The 17925-nt window shown below is 61.6% G+C and carries 16 protein-coding genes and 1 pseudogene; 10 read left to right on the top strand and 7 right to left on the bottom strand.

The features are described 5' to 3' along the window. Nucleotides 1-879: a DMT family transporter gene (locus PspCFBP13528_RS14630; RefSeq protein ID WP_065952099.1), complete on the top strand. Its 879-nt coding sequence runs from the start codon at nt 1-3 to the stop codon at nt 877-879. 1 nt (nt 880) lies between these two features. Here PspCFBP13528_RS14630 and PspCFBP13528_RS14625 read toward each other — a convergent pair whose 3' ends face one another. After that, nucleotides 881-2215 (bottom strand): MFS transporter, encoded by a 1335-nt coding sequence (locus PspCFBP13528_RS14625; protein ID WP_065952100.1) that lies wholly within the window; start codon nt 2213-2215, stop codon nt 881-883. A gap of 210 nt (nt 2216-2425) precedes the next feature. Between PspCFBP13528_RS14625 and quiC the strand changes: the two genes are divergently transcribed. Then, nucleotides 2426-4327 carry a 3-dehydroshikimate dehydratase QuiC gene (gene quiC / locus PspCFBP13528_RS14620; RefSeq protein ID WP_137200470.1) on the top strand — a complete coding sequence of 634 codons (1902 nt, stop codon included), beginning with the start codon at nt 2426-2428 and terminating at the stop codon, nt 4325-4327. A gap of 75 nt (nt 4328-4402) precedes the next feature. Then, the gene (locus tag PspCFBP13528_RS14615; protein ID WP_065933063.1) at nt 4403-5068 is read left to right on the top strand and encodes a TetR/AcrR family transcriptional regulator; all 666 of its coding nucleotides are present in this window, start codon (nt 4403-4405) and stop codon (nt 5066-5068) included. 135 nt (nt 5069-5203) lie between these two features. Here PspCFBP13528_RS14615 and PspCFBP13528_RS28090 read toward each other — a convergent pair. The 3 genes and pseudogenes from PspCFBP13528_RS28090 to aroQ form a co-directional block, all read right to left on the bottom strand. Beyond that, nucleotides 5204-5309 (bottom strand): annotated as a pseudogene (locus tag PspCFBP13528_RS28090) (shikimate dehydrogenase); the annotation flags it as partial. 124 nt (nt 5310-5433) lie between these two features. Next, nucleotides 5434-6291: a shikimate dehydrogenase gene (locus PspCFBP13528_RS14605; RefSeq protein WP_162515429.1), complete on the bottom strand. Its 858-nt coding sequence runs from the start codon at nt 6289-6291 to the stop codon at nt 5434-5436. Then, on the bottom strand, nt 6288-6734 hold the full coding sequence (aroQ, locus tag PspCFBP13528_RS14600; RefSeq protein ID WP_065895204.1) for a type II 3-dehydroquinate dehydratase: 447 nt from the start codon (nt 6732-6734) through the stop codon (nt 6288-6290). Before aroQ ends, PspCFBP13528_RS14605 begins: the two co-directional genes overlap by 4 nt. Before the next feature lie 330 nt (nt 6735-7064). Here aroQ and PspCFBP13528_RS14595 point away from each other — a divergent pair, with 330 nt between their 5' ends. Continuing rightward, complete coding sequence (locus PspCFBP13528_RS14595) at nt 7065-7493, top strand: DUF4160 domain-containing protein (protein WP_065952102.1); 429 nt, start codon at nt 7065-7067, stop codon at nt 7491-7493. Further along, the gene (locus tag PspCFBP13528_RS14590) at nt 7490-7957 is read left to right on the top strand and encodes a DUF2442 domain-containing protein (protein ID WP_137200468.1); all 468 of its coding nucleotides are present in this window, start codon (nt 7490-7492) and stop codon (nt 7955-7957) included. Before PspCFBP13528_RS14595 ends, PspCFBP13528_RS14590 begins: the two co-directional genes overlap by 4 nt. 34 nt (nt 7958-7991) lie before the next feature. Here the strand turns inward: PspCFBP13528_RS14590 and trmA are convergent, their stop codons facing one another. Next, a complete protein-coding gene (gene trmA / locus PspCFBP13528_RS14585) occupies nt 7992-9071 on the bottom strand; it encodes a tRNA (uridine(54)-C5)-methyltransferase TrmA (RefSeq protein ID WP_137200467.1) in 1080 nt (359 codons plus the stop codon). Further along, nucleotides 9068-10363, bottom strand: a complete 1296-nt coding sequence (locus tag PspCFBP13528_RS14580; protein ID WP_065952105.1) for an NCS2 family permease — start codon at nt 10361-10363, stop codon at nt 9068-9070. The genes trmA and PspCFBP13528_RS14580 overlap by 4 nt, the downstream gene beginning before the upstream one ends. A 188-nt stretch (nt 10364-10551) precedes the next feature. On the opposite strand from PspCFBP13528_RS14580, the gene PspCFBP13528_RS14575 reads away from it, so the two are divergent. From PspCFBP13528_RS14575 to PspCFBP13528_RS14560, 4 genes are all read left to right on the top strand, one after another. Continuing rightward, nucleotides 10552-10998: a DUF4879 domain-containing protein gene (locus PspCFBP13528_RS14575; RefSeq protein WP_065952217.1), complete on the top strand. Its 447-nt coding sequence runs from the start codon at nt 10552-10554 to the stop codon at nt 10996-10998. Between the two features lie 96 nt (nt 10999-11094). Continuing rightward, nucleotides 11095-11619 carry a (2Fe-2S)-binding protein gene (locus PspCFBP13528_RS14570; RefSeq protein WP_065952106.1) on the top strand — a complete coding sequence of 175 codons (525 nt, stop codon included), beginning with the start codon at nt 11095-11097 and terminating at the stop codon, nt 11617-11619. Further along, the gene (locus tag PspCFBP13528_RS14565; RefSeq protein ID WP_101219587.1) at nt 11616-12605 is read left to right on the top strand and encodes a xanthine dehydrogenase family protein subunit M; all 990 of its coding nucleotides are present in this window, start codon (nt 11616-11618) and stop codon (nt 12603-12605) included. The genes PspCFBP13528_RS14570 and PspCFBP13528_RS14565 overlap by 4 nt, the downstream gene beginning before the upstream one ends. After that, on the top strand, nt 12602-14785 hold the full coding sequence (locus tag PspCFBP13528_RS14560) for a xanthine dehydrogenase family protein molybdopterin-binding subunit (protein ID WP_137200466.1): 2184 nt from the start codon (nt 12602-12604) through the stop codon (nt 14783-14785). The genes PspCFBP13528_RS14565 and PspCFBP13528_RS14560 overlap by 4 nt, the downstream gene beginning before the upstream one ends. 130 nt (nt 14786-14915) lie before the next feature. Here PspCFBP13528_RS14560 and PspCFBP13528_RS14555 read toward each other — a convergent pair whose 3' ends face one another. Continuing rightward, nucleotides 14916-16166, bottom strand: coding sequence for an MFS transporter (locus PspCFBP13528_RS14555; RefSeq protein ID WP_137200465.1), 1251 nt, complete (start codon nt 16164-16166; stop codon nt 14916-14918). A 318-nt stretch (nt 16167-16484) separates the two neighbouring features. On the opposite strand from PspCFBP13528_RS14555, the gene PspCFBP13528_RS14550 reads away from it, so the two are divergent. Further along, a complete protein-coding gene (locus PspCFBP13528_RS14550) occupies nt 16485-17924 on the top strand; it encodes a cytochrome ubiquinol oxidase subunit I (protein ID WP_065895210.1) in 1440 nt (479 codons plus the stop codon). Nucleotide 17925 lies beyond the last annotated feature (1 nt).

The following is a 17925-nucleotide window of genomic DNA, read 5'->3' as shown; positions in this document are numbered from 1 at the left end:
ATGACTGTCAGTACCCCGCTTTCCGGCGTCAACCATCCCTTCAAAGGCATTCTGCTGATTGTGCTGGCAACGTTTCTGTTCTCCAGCCACGACGCCTTGTCCAAATACCTGGCCGGGTTCTACCCGATCGTGATGGTGGTCTGGGCGCGTTACATGGTGCACACCTTGTTGATGGCGGGGATTTTCCTGCCGCAATCGGGCCTGCGCGTGCTGCGCAGCAAACGCCCGGGCATGCAGGTGGTGCGGGCGTTGTGCCTGTTGGGCACCAGCCTGTTCTTCACCACGGCGCTGCATTACATCCCGTTGGCGGAAGCCACGGCGGTGAACTTCCTCGCGCCGATCCTGGTGACGGCGCTCTCGGTGCCCTTGCTCGGCGAGCACGTCACACGTGGCCAATGGCTGGCGGTGATCTGCGGGTTTGTCGGCGTGGTGATCATCATTCATCCGGGCGGTGAGTTGTTCACACCGGCGGTGCTGCTGCCGCTGTGCTCGGCGTTGTTCTTCTGTTTCTACCAACTGCTCACGCGCATTCTCAGCCAATACGACAGTCCCACCACCAGCAACTTTTTCGCCGGCCTGTGCAACACCTTGGTGATGAGTGCGATGGTGCCGTTCTTCTGGCAGGTGCCCACCCTGTGGCATGGCGTGATGATGCTGGCGCTGGGCACCTGTGGGATGACCGCGCACTTGATGCTCACCCAGGCGTTCCGCTTCGCGGCGCCGGCCTTGCTGGCGCCGTTCGGCTATTGCCAGATCGTGTTTGCGGGGTTGTTGGGTTGGCTGGTGTTCAGCCATACCCCCGACACGACCACCGTGGTCGGCATCGGGGTGATCTGCATGAGTGGGTTGGCCGCTGCCTGGCAGCAGCGGCGTCGGTAAATTAAACGTCTACCGTAGGAATCTTGCGCGGCGCCATGAAGTACATCCAGGTCAGCGCAATGAAATACATCGCCGGGATCAGGGTGAACAACACGGTGTAGTTGTTGTGGGTCACGGTGAGGATGTGGCCGACGATCTGGGTCATGAACATGCCGCCGATGGCCGCGCACATGCCGCCGAAACCGAACACCGTGCTCATCATGTGCTTGGGCGTGTAGTCCATCACCAGGCTCCAGATGTTGGCGGTCCAGGCCTGGTGCGCGCCGATGGCCAGGGAGATGGCGAACACCGCGACCCACAACTGGCTGGAGCCGGCCGCCATGATCACGCCGACGATGCAGCAGGCGAACAACAGCATCGACAGCAGCCGTGCCTTGATCGAGTTCATCCCGCGCCCGATCAGGAACGAGGACAGGATGCCGCCGCCCACACTGCCGAAGTCGGCGGTGAGGTAGATGATGATCAGCGGAATGCCCATCTGCGTCACGTTGATGCCCAGGTTGTATTGCTGGTTCAGGAACGGCGGCAGCCAGTACAGGTAGAACCAGAACACCGGGGCGGTCAGCGAGTAGGCCAGGGCGAAGGCCCAAGTGCCGCGCATGCGCAGGATGCGGCTGAACGGCACGCGGGGTTGTTCCGGCTCGACTTCCTGTTGCACGTAGTCCAATTCCGATTGTTTAACGCTGGGATGGTCTTCCGGGTTGTAGTACTTCAAGCCCCAAAGCACCAGCCAGATACCACCGAGCGCGGACATGCACAGGAACGCCGCCTGCCAGCCCCACACGTGCAGGATCAACGGCAGCAGCATGGGCGTCATCATGGCGCCGACGTTGGTGCCGGCGTTGAAAATGCCTGTAGCCACTGCGCGTTCGCCAGCGGGGAACCAAAGGCGCGTGGTTTTCACACAGGCAGGGTAGTTGGCCGCTTCGGTCAGCCCGAGGATGAACCGGCAGACCATGAAACCGAGCGCCGAAGTGGCCAGGCCGTGGGCACCGGTGGCCAGGCTCCACAGCAGTACCGCGCAGAAAAACACGCGCTTGACGCCAACCCGGTCGATCAACCGGCCCTGCAGCACAAAGCCGATGGCGTAGCCGACCTGGAACCAGAAGTTGATGTTGGCGTAGTCCATCGCCGTCCAGCTCATTTCCTTGGCCAGAATCGGTTGCATCACGCCCAGGGCGGCGCGGTCGATGTAGTTGAGGGTGGTAGCGAAGAACACCAGGGCCAGCATGCCCCAGCGGGTTTTACCCACGGCCAGGGCGCCGCGGATCTTGTCGCCGATGCCGGCGTGCGGTGTGCCGGGGCGCGTGGCCAGGGCGGGATTTTGCAGAGGCATGAGGTCGTACCCGTTTTTGAAATTTTTATGGTGAGATCTGGGTCTTGATGCAAGGTCGATGGTGCGCAGTGGTTAAAAAGTCGTCAATTCGCCAAAGGGGCATAGTGTTCGATAATCGCACCAAAAACTAACCGGTTCGTACATTTTAATTGCCGCGTGTAGGCTGGGGGCGAATAATTTGCCATAAACAACAATTGCCGGGAGTGACCCATGCAACGTTCCATCGCTACCGTGTCGTTGAGCGGCACCCTGCCGGAAAAGCTCGAAGCCATTGCCGCCGCCGGGTTTGATGGCGTTGAGATTTTCGAGAACGACCTATTGTATTACGACGGCAGCCCGCGCGAAGTTAGACAGATGTGCGCCGACCTCGGTATCGCCATCACTTTGTTCCAGCCGTTCCGCGACTTTGAAGGCTGCCGCCGTGACCGCCTGGCCCGTAACCTGGAGCGCGCCGAGCGCAAGTTCGATTTGATGCAGGAGCTGGGCACCGACCTGGTGTTGGTGTGCAGTAACGCCTCGGCCGATTGCGTGGGCGATGAACGCATCCTGCTCGATGACCTCAGCCTGCTGGCCGAACACGCGGGCCGCCGTGGCTTGAGAATCGGCTACGAAGCGCTGGCCTGGGGCAAGCATGTGAACACCTGGCAACAGGTGTGGAACCTGGTGCGCCAGGTGAATCACCCAAGCCTGGGCGTTTTGCTCGACAGTTTCCACACCTTGTCCCTCAAGGGCGATCCGAGTGCCATCGCCGAGATCCCCGGCGACAAAATCTTCTTCGTACAAATGGCCGACGCGCCGATCCTGGCCATGGATGTACTCGAGTGGAGCCGGCATTTTCGCTGCTTCCCCGGCCAGGGCGAATTCGATCTGGCAGGCTTTCTTGCGCCGATCATCCAGAGTGGCTACACCGGGCCTTTGTCCCTGGAGATTTTCAACGACGGCTTTCGCGCCGCACCGACGCGGGCCAACGCGGCGGATGGTTTGCGCTCGTTGCTGTACCTGGAAGAGAAAACCCGTCAGCGCCTGGCCGCGCAACAACCTGCCGCGCCCGTGGATATCCTGTTCGAGACGCCGGCGGCCAGCGAATACGATGGCATCGAGTTCCTCGAGTTTGCCGTGGATGAAAGCCTTGGCGCCAAGCTCACGCATTGGTTGGAGCGCCTGGGCTTTGCCAAGGCCGGCCAGCATCGCTCCAAGAATGTGAGCCTGTTGCGTCAGGGCGATATCAACCTGATCCTCAATTGCGAGCCCTATTCCTTTGCTCACAATTTTTTCGAGGCCCATGGGCCGTCGTTGTGCGCCATGGCGATGCGGGTCAACGACAGTGCCAAGGCATTGGAGCGAGCGGTGGCCTACAAAGGCCAGCGCTATCGCGGCCTGGTTGGGCCCAACGAACTCGAGCTGGCCGCCGTGCGTGCGCCGGATGGCAGCCTGATCTACCTGGTGGACCGAAGCGAAGGCGGGCTCTACGACACCGATTTCAACCTGCAGCCCGCGACTGCCGCCAGCGGCGGCTTGCTGCGCATCGATCATATGGCCATGGCCCTGCCGGCCGACAGCCTCGACAGCTGGGTATTGTTCTACAAGAGCCTGCTGGATTTTGAAGCCGACGACGAAGTGGTGCTGCCCGATCCCTATGGTCTGGTCAAAAGCCGCGCATTGCGCAGCCGCTGCAGTTCGATTCGCCTGCCGCTGAATATTTCCGAGAACCGCAATACTGCCATTTCCCACGCGTTATCGAGCTACCGCGGCTCGGGCGTGCACCACATTGCCTTCGATTGCGCGGATATTTTCGCCGAAGTGCGCCGGGCCAAGGAGGCCGGCGTGCCGCTGTTGGACATCCCGCTCAATTACTATGACGACCTGGCCGCACGCTTTGATTTCGACGATGAGTTTCTCAGCGAATTGGCGTACTACAACGTGCTGTACGACCGCGACGCCCAGGGCGGTGAGCTGTTTCACGTCTACACCGAAGCCTTCGAGGGCCGGTTTTTCTTTGAGATCATCCAGCGCAAGAACGGCTATGCCGGCTATGGCGCGGCCAACGTGGCCGTGCGTCTGGCGGCAATGGCCAAGTCGCGCAGCGGTGCGGTGCGCCAGGCACGTTTATAACGGCAGTCGGGGTGCTTCCTTCGGGGAGCGCCTCGGCCCATAATCGGGCCTGCATAAAAACGCCGTGAGCGCACCATGACCCTGACTCCCGACCTCTCTGCCGTGTCAGACGCACCGCGCAAGAGTCGCAAGAACAATCCGGAAAAGACCCGCGAGAATATTCTCCAGGAAGCCGTTGTCGAGTTTGTTCAGCAAGGCCTGTCCGGCGCCCGCGTGGACGCCATTGCCGAGCGCATCCACACCTCCAAGCGCATGATCTATTACTACTTCGGCAGCAAGGAGCAGCTCTACGTCGAGGTGCTGGAGAAGCTCTACGGCGATATCCGCAACACTGAAACCCGCATGAACCTCACGGCCCTGGAACCGCGCGAAGCGATTCGCCGGCTGGTGGAGTTCACCTTCGACCACCATGACCAGAACGTGGATTTCGTGCGCATCGTCAGCATCGAAAATATCCACAACGCCGAGTATGTGAAACGCACCAGTACGATCAAGGACATGAACAGCAAAATCCTCGAGAGTCTCGGTGAGACCTTGCGTCGAGGCGCTGAGATGGGACTGTTTCGTGAAGGGTTGGAGCCCCTGGATGTCCACCTGTTGATCAACTCGTTCAGTTTTTACCGCGTATCCAACCGCCATACGTTCAGCGAGATTTTTCAGATCGAACTGTCGGATGAGGCGATCAAGCAGCGGCATCGCGCGATGATCTGCGAATCGGTGTTGCGCTACCTTCAGGCCTGAGAACACGTGATTTCAGGGCTGAGTGCAATCAATGTGGGAGGGGGCTTGCCCCCGATTGCGGTCTGTCAGTTGAGCATGTGCCACTGATACACCGCTATCGGGGGCAAGCCCCCTCCCACATTTTTGCTCCGGTTTCTACTGCTGGCTATTCATGCTCTGGAAGTGCGCCAGCATCCGGTCTGCATCCGCCGCCGCGCCACTGAATAATCTCAAATGCTTTCACCGCCTGAAGCACCGCCATTTCAGGGCTGAGTGCAATCAATGTGGGAGGGGGCTTGCCCCCGATTGCGGTCTGTCAGATGAGCATGTGCCACTGATACACCGCTATCGGGGGCAAGCCCCCTCCCACATTTTTGCTCCGGTTTCTACTGCTGGCTATTCATGCTCTGGAAGTGCGCCAGCATCCGGTCTGCATCCGCCGCGGCGCCACTGAACAACTCAAACGCCTTTACTGCCTGAAACACCGCCATATTGCCGCCATCCAGGGTACGGCAACCCAGGGCGCGGGCGTCACGCAGCAATTGGGTTTGCAGCGGGAAATACACGATTTCCGCCACCCACAGCCCGGCGTGTAGCCACTCGGCCGGCACGGGTGTGCCGGGCAGCTTGGCCATGCCCATCGGCGTGGTATTGACCAGACCCTGCGCCTCGGTCACGGCGTTGGCCAAGTGGCCGCCGACCTGGGCGCGACCTTCGCCAAAACGCCGGGCGAGGTTATCCACAAGCTCGCGGGAACGGGCGGTGTCCACGTCGAAAATGCTCAGCTGTTCCACGCCCTCGGCCAGCAGCGCGTGCGCCACGGCCGCGCCCGCACCGCCGGCGCCCATCTGCACCACGCGCTGGCGTGGCACATCATTGAAGTTGCGCCGAAAACCTTCGGCGAAGCCCAGGCAATCGGTGTTATGGCCGATGCGCTTGCCGTCTTTGAACACCACCGTGTTAACCGCGCCAATGCCCCTGGCCTCGTCGGACAATTCATCCAGCAACGGCAGGATTGCTTGCTTGCACGGGTAAGTAATGTTCAGGCCGGTGAAGTGCATCTGTTCAGCGGCACGCAGCAGGTCGGGCAGGGCATGGCTGTCCAGGCGCTGCACCTCCAGATCGATCAGGCGATACAAATAGCGCAAGCCCTGGGCGTCACCTTCCTGTTCATGCAGGGCGGGCGTGCGCGAGGCCTGGATGCCGGCGCCGATCAGGCCGGCGAGAACGCGGGGTTTCATCAGGCGCATCCTTTCAACGAGTGGCTGAAATGCTCCAGGGCCAAGTGGTAGCCATGGCTACCAAACCCGGCCAGTACCGCCTTGGCGATGGGCGAGACAAAGGAGTGATGACGAAACGCCTCACGGGCATGCACGTTGGATAAATGCACTTCGATCACCGGCACTTCGCTGGCCACCAGCGCATCGCGAATCGCTACCGAGGTGTGGGTCCAGGCCGCTGGATTGATCACGATCCCGGCGCAACGGGCGCGGGCCGCGTGAATCCAGTCGAGCAACTCGCCTTCATGGTTGGTTTGGCGAAACTCAATGCTCAGCCCGAGCTTTTCGGCGCTGCGGCCACACAGGGCGGCGATGTCAGCCAGGGTTTCGTGACCGTAAGTGGCGGGCTCGCGGGTGCCGAGCAGGTTCAGATTGGGGCCGTTGAGCACCAGCACGATAGGCGGCATAGAGGGGTCTCCACAGTTTTTATTGGTTGTGGAGATAAAATGTACCGAATGGTTAGTTTGGTCAATGAATGGCGGTAGATGTGTTCGATTATCGAACCGTTAATCAGCACGGCAGCTTCTGCTGAAGTGTTACGCCGGATTGCAGAGTGAACACGATTTGCGAGCGCGGACGGAGTCTCCCAACCGTTGGCATGAGTGGTTACAACCCGGCGTTCGCCGGTTTGTTCGGCATTACTAATCTTTGACGCAGCTTCGTGAGCATGAAGCCGGTGGTCGGGTGACACGGGAAAATTGTTACCTGGCGGAAAACAACCTAACGGATGGGTTACGATGAGAGTAGGCACTTACAAGGGATATGTAATTTCGGTATTTCTCAGGGATGAGCATTGCCCGCCTCATGTGCATGTCAGGGGAAGGGCATGGGATGCACGTTTTCGTTTCAGTTTCCTGGATGGGGACGTGGAGCTGTGGGATGTAAACCCTGAACGCTGCCGACCACCCACAGCGATCTTGAAGGCATTACGCGAGGCAATAATGCAGCGGCACTACTTGGCGCGGGCACGCAGGATCTGGTGGGAAAACCTGCAAACGGTTTGCCTGGAGAACCATTCCTGGGATTGGGAAACCAGTGAGTTGTTGCCGGGGTTGATCATTCAGCGGGGCGTTTATGTGATCGCACGTGCCCGGCACGATGTCGTAGGGCAAAAAACAGTTTTGAGCCTGGTCAGGGCACCGGGGTTTGTGGAGATTGAATTATGAAAAAAATCGTAACAGCCAAAGTCACACCCTATGTGCCTCTCAGCGATGCCGATGTCGACAAGGCAATAGCCCGTGGGCGCAAACTGAAGCGTCTGTATGCCAATGCCAGCAACGTGCGCTATCAAGACGACTGCATCTCCATTGGCTTCAGCGATGGCAGCCGTGTCATGTTGCCGGTAGCCGGTCTACCGGAGTTCGCGGGGTTTTCCCCGCAGGACTTTCAGCAGTTGGAAGTGGGTTTCGGCGGCAAGGCGCTTTGCTGTGAGGCCCGGGACCTGGACGTTTCGATCACGGGTCTTATCGCCACAAGCCAGCCTCTGATGGACCTCGCTACAAGCCTGGTAGCCTCGCGAAACGGTCGCAAACGCAGCGCCGCCAAATCAGCTGCCGCCCGGGCCAATGGCAAGAAGGGCGGCCGGCCGCGCAAGGACGTTCTGGATCCGGGCGACACGCCGGATACATGAATTCCAGCTTCGGAGTTGATGATGCCTGACAGATTTATCGACGGGTCAGCAATACACCCGATTCCATATGATGCGTCCACGGAAACTGGTCAAACATTGCACACCGGGTGATCCGGTGCGTGTCATGCAGTTGCGCAATGTTCGCCGCCAGCGTCTGCGGGTTGCAGGAGATATACAGGATGTTGTCGAAACGCCGGGTCAGTTCGCAGGTGTCCGGGTCCATGCCGGCGCGGGGCGGGTCGACGAATACGCTGCCGAATTCGTAGCTCTTCAGGTCGATGCCATGCAGGCGGCGGAACGGTCGCACTTCATTCAGCGCCTCGGTGAGCTCTTCGGCGGAAAGGCGCACCAGGGTGACGTTATCCACGGCATTTTCATCGAGGTTGCTCAGTGCCGCATTGACCGACGTCTTGCTGATTTCGGTGGCCAGCACCTTACGCACGCGGGTCGCCAACGGCAGAGTGAAATTGCCGTTGCCGCAGTACAGCTCCAGCAAGTCGTCCGGGCGATCGCCCAGGGCCTCGTACGCCCAATTGAGCATCTTCTGGTTCACCATGCCGTTGGGCTGGGTGAAGGCGCCTTCGGGCTGGCGGTAGCTGAACGTGCGGCCACCGACCTCGAGTTTCTCCACCACGTAATCGCGGCCGATCACATCGCGCTTGCCCTTGGAGCGGCCGATGATGCTCACGTCCAGCTCAGTCGCCAGTTGGTTGGCGGCGGCGTGCCAGTGCTCGTCCAGCGGGCGGTGATAGCACAGGGTGATCATCGCGTCGCCGGCCAGGGTGGTCAGGAACTCCACCTGGAACAGCTTGTGGCTCAGGGCGGCGCTGGCTTGCCAGGCGGCCTTGAGCTGCGGCATCAATTGGTTGATGCGTTGGCTGGCAATGGGAAACTCTTCAATGAGGATCGGCGTGCGCTTGTCGTCCTGGGCGAACATCGCGTAGTGGCGTTCCCCGCCTTCGCGCCACAGGCGGAACTCGGCGCGCAGGCGGAAGTTCTGCAGCGGCGAGTCGAAGACCTGCGGTTCGGGCGCGTCGAAGGGTGCCAGCAGGTCACGCAAACGCGTGACCTTGTCTTGCAGTTGAACGGTGTAGTGTGCGGCGTCGAAAGTCATGCGTTGAACCAGCCCAGCTTGATCACGAACAGAATCGACAGAATCACCAGTGCCGGGTTCAGCTCACGGTAGCGGCCCGAAAGCAGCTTGATGGCGGTCCAGGCGATGAAACCGAAGGCGATGCCGTTGGCGATGGAGTAAGTGAACGGCATCGCCAGGGCGGTGATCACCACCGGCGCTGCCACGGTAATGTCATCCCAGTCGATTTCGGCCAGGCCGGACGTCATCAACACCGCCACGAACAGCAGCGCCGGCGCGGTGGCGAAGGCCGGTACGCTGGCCGCCAGGGGCGAGAAGAACAACGCCAGCAGGAACAGGAGCGCAACCACGATGGCGGTCAAGCCGGTACGGCCACCGGCGCTCACGCCGGCGGCGGATTCGATGTAGCTGGTGGTGGTCGAGGTGCCCAGCAGCGAGCCGGCCATGGCTGCTGTACTGTCGGCGATCAGCGCACGGCCCATTTTCGGCATATGGCCGTCCTTGCCCATCAGGCCGGCGCGCTTGGCGACGCCGATCAGGGTGCCGGAGTTGTCGAACAGGTCGACGAACAGGAAGGCAAAGATCACGCTGACCAGGCCGATATCCAGCGCGCCCTTGATGTCCAGCTGCAGGAAGGTCGGGGCCAGGGACGGTGGCATGGAGGTCACGCCGCCGAACGGGGTGACGCCCAGCAGGATCGAAACAATGGTCACCGCCAGAATGCCGATCAGCACGGCGCCGCGCACTGCCAGGGCTTCCAGCGCGACGATCAGCACGAAGCCCAGGGTCGCCAGGATCGGCGCCGGTTGTTTCAGGTCGCCCAGGCCCACCAGTGTGGCCGGATTGGCGACCACGATACCCGCGTTGTGCAGGGCGATCAGCGCCAGGAACAGGCCGATACCGGCGGCAATCGCCGAGCGCAGGGGCAGGGGTATGCTGTTGATGATCCACTCACGGATACGGAAGATCGACAGCAGGAAGAACAGCACCGCCGAAATGAATACCGCCCCCAGCGCAACCTGCCAGGTGTGGCCCATGTGCAGCACCACGGTATAGGTAAAGAAGGCGTTGAGGCCCATGCCCGGTGCCAGGGCGATCGGGTAGTTGGCGATCAGGCCCATCACGGTGGAACCGATGGCCGCCGCCAGGCAGGTCGCGACAAACACTGCGCCTTTGTCCATGCCGGTTTCGCCGAGGATGCTCGGGTTGACGAACAGGATGTAGGCCATGGCCAGGAATGTGGTGATACCCGCGAGAATCTCGGTGCGCACATTGGTGTTGTGGGCTTTGAGTTGAAACAGCTTTTCCAGCATGCCGGCTCCCTGTGACGCTATCTTGCGTCGTGATTTGTTGACCTCTAAGTCAAAGCACAAACTGCGCCAAGCGCCTGTGGTTTCAGAGAGGATCGGAAAAAGCGGCGCATCATACCAGCAGCCGAGGCTGTATGGCGCATGGCCTTGAGGCATACTGCGCCGACGTTCAACAGCAGGTCATCGACAGCATGAAAAAAGCCAACGTGTGGAGTCTAGCGCTGATCGCCAGTATCAGCCTGTGGCTGGGCGCAGCACCGGCGTGGGGCGCGACTGCACCGGCCTTGAGCGAGGTGCGGGTGTTCAAGGTCGAGTCGGCGAAGTGCAGCGAGGCCATCCCGGAGCGCGTGCAGACCACTCAGATGTGCGAGCACCGCGGGCCCACCAAAGTCTCAGTGATGGAAGTCGGCCTGGGCAATAGCCCGATGGGCCGCTTCAACGGCGCAGAGTTGAACGGGCAACGCACGGCGGTGTGCCAGGTGGGAAACATCAGTCAGGCCTGCAACGGGGCAGGCACGCTGATGGGCTACATCTATGTGTTCGACCTTAACGTGCAGGCCCAGGGTTGGTTCGAATTCACCAATACGTCAATCAATCCCCCGCAAAACACCCTGAGAACCCAGCTCAATATCCACTGATCAATCATCTTGAACGCTCAAAACCCCGGGAAGTCGTACCCCTGAGACGGCGATTTTCCTGAACGCCGCGGATGTAGACCAACCCGTGAGGTGTTTATGAGCGCGACCCCCAATGGCGCGGCGGCCCAGCCGTACGTTGCCCACCCGATACGCTTGACCCTCAATGGCCAGGATCGCCAATTGAGTGTGCTGCCCTGGACCACCTTGCTGGACCTGCTGCGCGAACAACTGGACCTGGTCGGCAGCAAAAAGGGCTGTGACCACGGCCAGTGCGGCGCCTGCACCGTCTTGCGTGACGGCAAACGCGTAAACGCCTGCCTGACCCTGGCCGTGATGTGCGACGGCGCCGAGCTGACCACCATCGAAGGCCTGGCCGATGGCGACCAACTGCACCCGATGCAGCAAGCCTTTATCAAGCACGATGCCTTCCAGTGCGGCTACTGCACCCCCGGCCAGATCTGCTCGGCGGTCGGCCTGGCCAACGAAGGCCGCGCCCACGACAGTGCGCAGATCCAGGAACTGATGAGCGGCAACCTGTGCCGCTGCGGCGCCTACAGCAATATCCGCGACGCCATTGAAGAGGCGCTGCCGGCGTGCGGCAACCGGGGAGGTGAGCAATGAATCCGTTCCATTACAGCAAGCCGGCCGATGTGCACGAGGCGGTCCACCTGAGCAGCGCGGCGTCACGCTTCATTGCCGGCGGCACCAACCTGCTGGACTTGATGAAAGAGAATATCAGCCGCCCCGAGCACCTGATCGATATCACCGGATTGCCGCTGCGCGCCATCGAAGAAACCGCTGAGGGCGGCCTGCGTATCGGCGCGCTGGTCAGCAATGCCGACCTGGCCTGGCACCCGCTGATCGAGCAGCGTTACCCGTTGCTGTCCCAGGCCATCCTGGCCGGGGCCTCGCCGCAACTGCGCAACATGGCCAGTACCGGTGGCAACCTGCTGCAGCGCACCCGCTGCTACTATTTCTATGACGCCACGGTGCCGTGCAACAAGCGTGAGCCCGGCAGCGGCTGTCCGGCACGCACCGGCTTGAATCGCATCCACGCGATCCTTGGCGCCAGTGAGCAATGCGTCGCCACCCACCCCTCGGACATGTGCGTGGCCCTGGCAGCGCTGGAGGCGCGGGTGCATGTGCAAGGGCGCGGCGGGGCGCGGGTCATCGAGTTTGCCGACTTCCACCGTCTGCCGGGTGATGCGCCGCAACGGGACAACCAATTGGCCGATGACGAACTGATCACGGCCGTGGAATTGCCTGCCGATAACCTGGCTCGCCACAGTCACTACCTGAAGATCCGCGACCGTGCGTCCTACGCGTTTGCGCTGGTGTCGGTTGCCGCTGCCCTGGAGCTGGACGGCGACGAGATCATCGACGCCCGCCTGGCCCTGGGCGGTGTGGCCCACAAGCCCTGGCGTGACCGTGCGGTGGAAGCTTCGCTGATCGGCCGCCCAGTCAGCCGCGAAACCTTCAGTAACGCCGCCGATGCCCTGCTGCAAGATGCCGAGCCGCTGCAACACAACGGCTTCAAGATCAAGCTGGCGCGCCGCGCAATCATTCGAGCACTGAGCGACGCTGCGGTCGCGGGAGAACAGCCATGAGTGCCATCGGCAAACCCCTGGACCGTGTCGACGGTCTGCTCAAGGTCACCGGCAAAGCACGCTATGCCGGGGAATTTCCCGAGGACGGCCTGCTGCATGGCAGCGTGGTATCGAGCACCATCGCCAAAGGCCGGGTCATCCGCATCGATGCCTCCAAGGCCCTGGCGCTGCCAGGCGTGGTGGACGTCATCGATCACCTCAATCGCCCCCGGATCGCCAGCTACGACGATGCCTTCGCCGATGCGGATGCCGCCGACGGCTCGCCCTTTCGCCCGCTGTACAACGACCGCGTGCTCTACAGCGGACAGCCGCTGGCGCTGGTGATCGCCGATAACCTGGAGCTGGCGCGGCATGCCGGCTCGCTGGTGGAGATTGAGTACGCGCGCGAAGACTTCGAAACGGACCTGATCACCCAGCAGGAATCGGCCCACCCTTCGCCGCAGACCCCGCCCGGCCCGCGTGGCAACTTCCAGGCCGAATGGGCTGGCGCCGCCATCAGCCTCGATCTGCACTACAGCACGCCCATCGAACACCATAACCCGATGGAACCCCACGCCAGCACCGTGCTGTACCAACCGGACGGCACGTTGCATATCCACGACAAGACCCAGGGGCCGCAGAATTGCCAGGCCTATGTACAGAAAGTGTTCGGCCTGGATAAAAGCCAGGTGCGCATCTTTGCCGCGTTTGTCGGCGGTGCCTTTGGTTCGGGCCTGCGCCCGCAGTACCAATTGCCGCTGGCTGTGATGGCATCACTGGCACTGAAGCGTTCGGTACGCGTCACCCTGACCCGCCAGCAGATGTTCACCTTCGGCTACCGCCCTCGCACCTTGCAGCGCTTGCAGATGGGCGCCGCCGCCAACGGGCGCCTGCTGGCCCTGGGGCATACCGCAATCGGCCAGACTTCACGCTTCGAGGATTTCAGCGAACACGTGGTGGAATGGAGCGGCATGCTCTACCACTGCGATAACGTGCAGTTGACCTACAACCTGGTGCCGCTGGATGTATTCACCCCACTGGACATGCGTGCTCCAGGCGCGGCCCTGGGCGTGATCGGCCTGGAATGCGCCATGGATGAACTGGCCTGTGCCCTGGCCATCGACCCGGTGCAACTGCGCCTGATCAACTACGCCGAGCGTAACCAGAACGAGGACAAACCCTGGTCGAGCAAAGCCCTGCGCGAATGTTACAGCGAAGGCGCCGAGCGTTTCGGCTGGAGCCAGCGCAACCCCGAACCGCGCAGCATGCGCGACGGCCGCCAGTTGATCGGCTGGGGCATGGCCGGCGGGGTGTGGGAAGCCATGCAGATGAAAGCCAGTGCCAAGGCGCGCATCGACAGCGACGGCAAACTCACCGTCAGCAGCGCCACCACCGATATCGGTACCGGCACCTACACTGTGATGACCCAGATCGCAGCCCAGGCCAGCGGCGTGGCGATGGCCGATATCAGCTTCCTGCTGGGCGATTCGTCCTTGCCCACAGCCCCATTGCAGGGCGGCTCGTTTACCGTGTCGTCCGTCGGTACTGCCGTGCAGCAGGCCTGTGAAGCCCTCAATGCCAAACTGCTGGAAACCGCCCGGCAGGTTTACCCGGTGTTCAAGGACGCCCAGTCCGTTCGCTTCGAAGAGGGCCAGTTGCATACCGGTGACGTGAGTGTGTCGTTGGCCCAGTTGGTCAAGGACAGCGGTGAGGACGCGCTGGAGGTGCAGATAGACAGCGAGCCCGATAAGAAGCGCGAGGGCTATGCCAGCGCCACCCATTCGGCGGTATTCGTCGAAGTGCGCGTGGACGAGGACCTGGGCACCATCAAGGTCAGCCGCGTGGTCAGCGCCATTGCGGCCGGGCGTGTGGTCAATCCGAAAATGGCGCGCAGCCAGATCCTCGGCGGTGTGGTGTGGGGCATAGGCATGGCGCTGCATGAAGAGACCCAGGTCGACCATCAACTGGGGCGCTACATGAACCACAGCCTGGCCGAGTACCACATCCCGGTGAATGCCGATATCGGCGAGATTGACGTGCTGTTTGTCGAAGAACACGACGAGATCGTCAACGCGCTGGGGTCCAAGGGCGTAGGAGAGATCGGCATTGTCGGGGTGGCGGCGGCGGTGGCGAATGCCATCTATCATGCCACTGGCAAACGGGTCCGGGAGTTTCCGATCACCCTGGACAAGGTGCTCTAAAAGACAGCGCGTAACCCATGTGGGAGGGGGCTTGCCCCCGATGACGGCGTGTCAGTCGACGCTGATGCGACTGATCTACCGCTATCGGGGGCAAGCCCCCTCCCACATTTGACCTTATTGTCATCGCGGGTCAGGCGGTGGTTTTCAACACAGGCTCTTCCACCGGAACATGCATACGGTCGCGATTGGCCAGGGTCGGGAACAGCTTGATCCACACCCCGGTCACCACCAGCGTGCCAATCCCGCCCATGACCACCGCAGGCACAGTGCCGAACCAGTGCGCGGTGATGCCCGATTCGAACTCACCCAATTGATTGGATGCACCGATAAACAAGCCGTTGACCGCACTCACCCGGCCGCGCATTTCATCCGGCGTTTCCAGTTGCACGAACGAAGCCCGGATCACCATGCTGATCATGTCCGCCGCGCCGAGCACCACCAGCACCGCCAGGGAGAACCAGAACGAGGTCGACAGCCCGAACGCGATGGTCGCCACGCCGAACACGCCGACCGCGGTGAACATGACGCGACCGACCTTGCGGTCCACCGAAAAACGCGCCAGCCACAGTGACATCAGCAGCGCCCCCACCGCCGGTGCCGAGCGCAACAGGCCCAGGCCCCAGGGGCCGGTCAACAGGATGTCCTTGGCGAACACCGGCAATAGCGCGGTGGCGCCGCCCAGCAGCACGGCAAACAGGTCCAGGGAAATGGCGCCGAGGATGTCCGGCCGGCTGCGGATAAAGCGAATCCCGGCGAGCAGCGAGTCGAGGGTGGCCTTGCCTTTGTTCAGCGGCGTCTGGCGGGCCGGCAGGTTCAAGGTCAGCCCGCAGGCGATCAGGTACAGCACCACGGTCGGGCCGTACACCCAGACGCTGCCGAACGCATAGAGCAAGCCGCCGAGGGCCGGGGCGACGATGGTCGCCAATTGCTGGGCCGATTGCGACGACGCCACGGCCCGAGGGAACAGCGCGCTGGGCACGATACTCGGCAGCATTGCCTGGGTGGTGGGCATTTCGAATGAACGCGCGGCGCCAAGCAGGAAGGCGAGGACGAAGATCATCTCGCGGGTCACGTTGCCGGTCAGCCCGCCGATGGCCAGGGACAGGGCAATCAGCGCCTGGACGGTCTGGCAGATGGCGGCGACTTTGCGTCGCTCATAGCGATCGGCCACATGCCCGGTGTGCAGCATGAACAACACGCGCGGCACGAACTCCACCAGGCCGACCAATCCCAGGTCCAGCACATTGCCGGTCAGTTGATAGAGGTTCCAGCCGATGGCCACGGTCAGCATCTGGAAACCGCTGGCGGTAAAGATCCGCGCCAGCCAGAACGCGATGAAAGGGCGGTGGTGACGTAACAGCAACGCGGGTTCACTAGGCATTGGGCGTACAGGTCGGTGCCGAAGGGAGCGTCGAGATTAGCATTATGTTGTAACAAAGAGTTGCAATAACCTCGGTGAGGCAAGCTGTCACGCGGCAAAACACCACACAACTGCCCATCGAAAATGGGACTACTCTTTCAACGATGCTTGATCCAGATCAACGCCCGCTCCGGGATTGCTCTGGTGGCCGAAAGGCCAGACTCCCTGCGTGACGGGTAAAAAAAGAAACGAATTGAAATTCGCCACACTCCATATCCGTGGGGGCAGTGGGTGCAGGCTCCCAGCCCGCAGCCGGTATTACCTGACAGAGGAAGACTTATGTTCGGTTTGGAGGCGCTAGATCTCGCCCGAATTCAATTTGCGTTCACCATCTCGTTTCACATCCTGTTCCCGGCGATCACCATCGGCCTGGCCAGTTACCTTGCGGTGCTGGAGGGCTTGTGGCTCAAGACCCGCAACGACACCTACCGTGACCTCTACCATTTCTGGTCGAAGATCTTTGCCGTCAACTTCGGCATGGGCGTGGTCTCCGGCCTGGTCATGGCTTACCAGTTCGGCACCAACTGGAGCCGTTTTTCGGACTTCGCCGGCGCCGTCACCGGGCCGCTGCTGACGTATGAAGTACTCACCGCGTTCTTCCTCGAAGCCGGTTTCCTGGGGGTAATGCTGTTTGGCTGGAACAAGGTGGGGCGCAACCTGCACTTCTTCTCCACCGTGATGGTGGCGATCGGTACGCTGATCTCGACGTTCTGGATTCTCTCCTCCAATAGCTGGATGCAGACGCCGCAAGGCTTTGAAATCGTCGATGGCCGCGTGATCCCCACCGATTGGTTCGCCGTGGTCTTCAACCCCTCATTCCCCTACCGCCTGGCGCACATGGCCACCGCTGCCTTCGTGGCCACCGCGTTCTTCGTCGGTTCGTCGGCGGCCTGGCATTTGCTGCGCGGCAAGGACAACCCGGCGATCCGCAAAATGCTCTCGATGGCGATGTGGATGGCCTTGATCGTTGCGCCCATTCAGGCGGTGATCGGCGACTTCCACGGCCTCAATACCCTGAAGCACCAACCGGCCAAAATCGCCGCGATTGAAGGTCACTGGGAAAACATCGGCAATGAACCCACGCCGCTGATCCTGTTCGGCTGGCCGGACATGAAGGCCGAAAAAACCAAGTATGCGGTGGAAATCCCCTACCTGGGCAGCCTGATCCTGACCCACTCGCTGGATAAACAGGTGCCGGCGCTCAAGGACTTCCCGCCTGAAGACCGTCCCAATTCGACCGTGGTGTTCTGGTCGTTCCGGGTCATGGTCGGCCTGGGTTTCCTGATGATCTTCACGGGCCTGTTCAGCCTGTGGCTGCGCCGTGGCGACAAGATGTACACGTCCAAGCCGTTCCTGTACCTGGCGTTGTGGATGGGCCCGTCCGGTCTGATCGCGATTCTCGCCGGCTGGTTCACCACCGAAATCGGTCGCCAGCCGTGGGTGGTCTACGGGCTGATGCGCACGGCGGATGCCTCTTCCGGGCATAGCCTGGCGCAGATGACCATCACCCTGGTGCTGTTCGTGGTGGTGTACTTCGCGCTGTTCGGCGCGGGCCTGGGTTACATGATGCGTCTGGTGCGCAAAGGGCCTGTGGTTTACGAGGTCACCGAGCCGACCCAGGGTGGACCTGGCCAGAAACGTACCCCGGCGCGTCCGTTGTCCGCTGCCGATGATGGCACCGACAACGACCACGACGACATCCAGCACAAGGGGCATTGAG

The sequence above is a fragment of the Pseudomonas sp. CFBP13528 genome, assembly GCF_005233615.1.
Classification (GTDB): domain Bacteria; phylum Pseudomonadota; class Gammaproteobacteria; order Pseudomonadales; family Pseudomonadaceae; genus Aquipseudomonas; species Aquipseudomonas fluorescens_AM.
The sequence above is the reverse complement of the archived record's forward strand: the minus strand, read 5'-3'. Positions and strand labels throughout refer to the sequence as shown.

Bases quoted from the DNA above. Each gene is read 5' to 3' on its own strand.
- PspCFBP13528_RS14630 (WP_065952099.1), top strand. From the start codon at position 1: ATGACTGTCAGTACCCCGCTTTCCGGCGTCAACCATCCCTTCAAAGGC.
- PspCFBP13528_RS14625 (WP_065952100.1), bottom strand. From the start codon at position 2,215: ATGCCTCTGCAAAATCCCGCCCTGGCCACGCGCCCCGGCACACCGCAC.
- quiC (WP_137200470.1), top strand. From the start codon at position 2,426: ATGCAACGTTCCATCGCTACCGTGTCGTTGAGCGGCACCCTGCCGGAA.
- PspCFBP13528_RS14615 (WP_065933063.1), top strand. From the start codon at position 4,403: ATGACCCTGACTCCCGACCTCTCTGCCGTGTCAGACGCACCGCGCAAG.
- aroQ (WP_065895204.1), bottom strand. From the start codon at position 6,734: ATGCCGCCTATCGTGCTGGTGCTCAACGGCCCCAATCTGAACCTGCTC.
- PspCFBP13528_RS14595 (WP_065952102.1), top strand. From the start codon at position 7,065: ATGAGAGTAGGCACTTACAAGGGATATGTAATTTCGGTATTTCTCAGG.
- PspCFBP13528_RS14590 (WP_137200468.1), top strand. From the start codon at position 7,490: ATGAAAAAAATCGTAACAGCCAAAGTCACACCCTATGTGCCTCTCAGC.
- trmA (WP_137200467.1), bottom strand. From the start codon at position 9,071: ATGACTTTCGACGCCGCACACTACACCGTTCAACTGCAAGACAAGGTC.
- PspCFBP13528_RS14580 (WP_065952105.1), bottom strand. From the start codon at position 10,363: ATGCTGGAAAAGCTGTTTCAACTCAAAGCCCACAACACCAATGTGCGC.
- PspCFBP13528_RS14575 (WP_065952217.1), top strand. From the start codon at position 10,552: ATGAAAAAAGCCAACGTGTGGAGTCTAGCGCTGATCGCCAGTATCAGC.
- PspCFBP13528_RS14570 (WP_065952106.1), top strand. From the start codon at position 11,095: ATGAGCGCGACCCCCAATGGCGCGGCGGCCCAGCCGTACGTTGCCCAC.
- PspCFBP13528_RS14565 (WP_101219587.1), top strand. From the start codon at position 11,616: ATGAATCCGTTCCATTACAGCAAGCCGGCCGATGTGCACGAGGCGGTC.
- PspCFBP13528_RS14560 (WP_137200466.1), top strand. From the start codon at position 12,602: ATGAGTGCCATCGGCAAACCCCTGGACCGTGTCGACGGTCTGCTCAAG.
- PspCFBP13528_RS14555 (WP_137200465.1), bottom strand. From the start codon at position 16,166: ATGCCTAGTGAACCCGCGTTGCTGTTACGTCACCACCGCCCTTTCATC.
- PspCFBP13528_RS14550 (WP_065895210.1), top strand. From the start codon at position 16,485: ATGTTCGGTTTGGAGGCGCTAGATCTCGCCCGAATTCAATTTGCGTTC.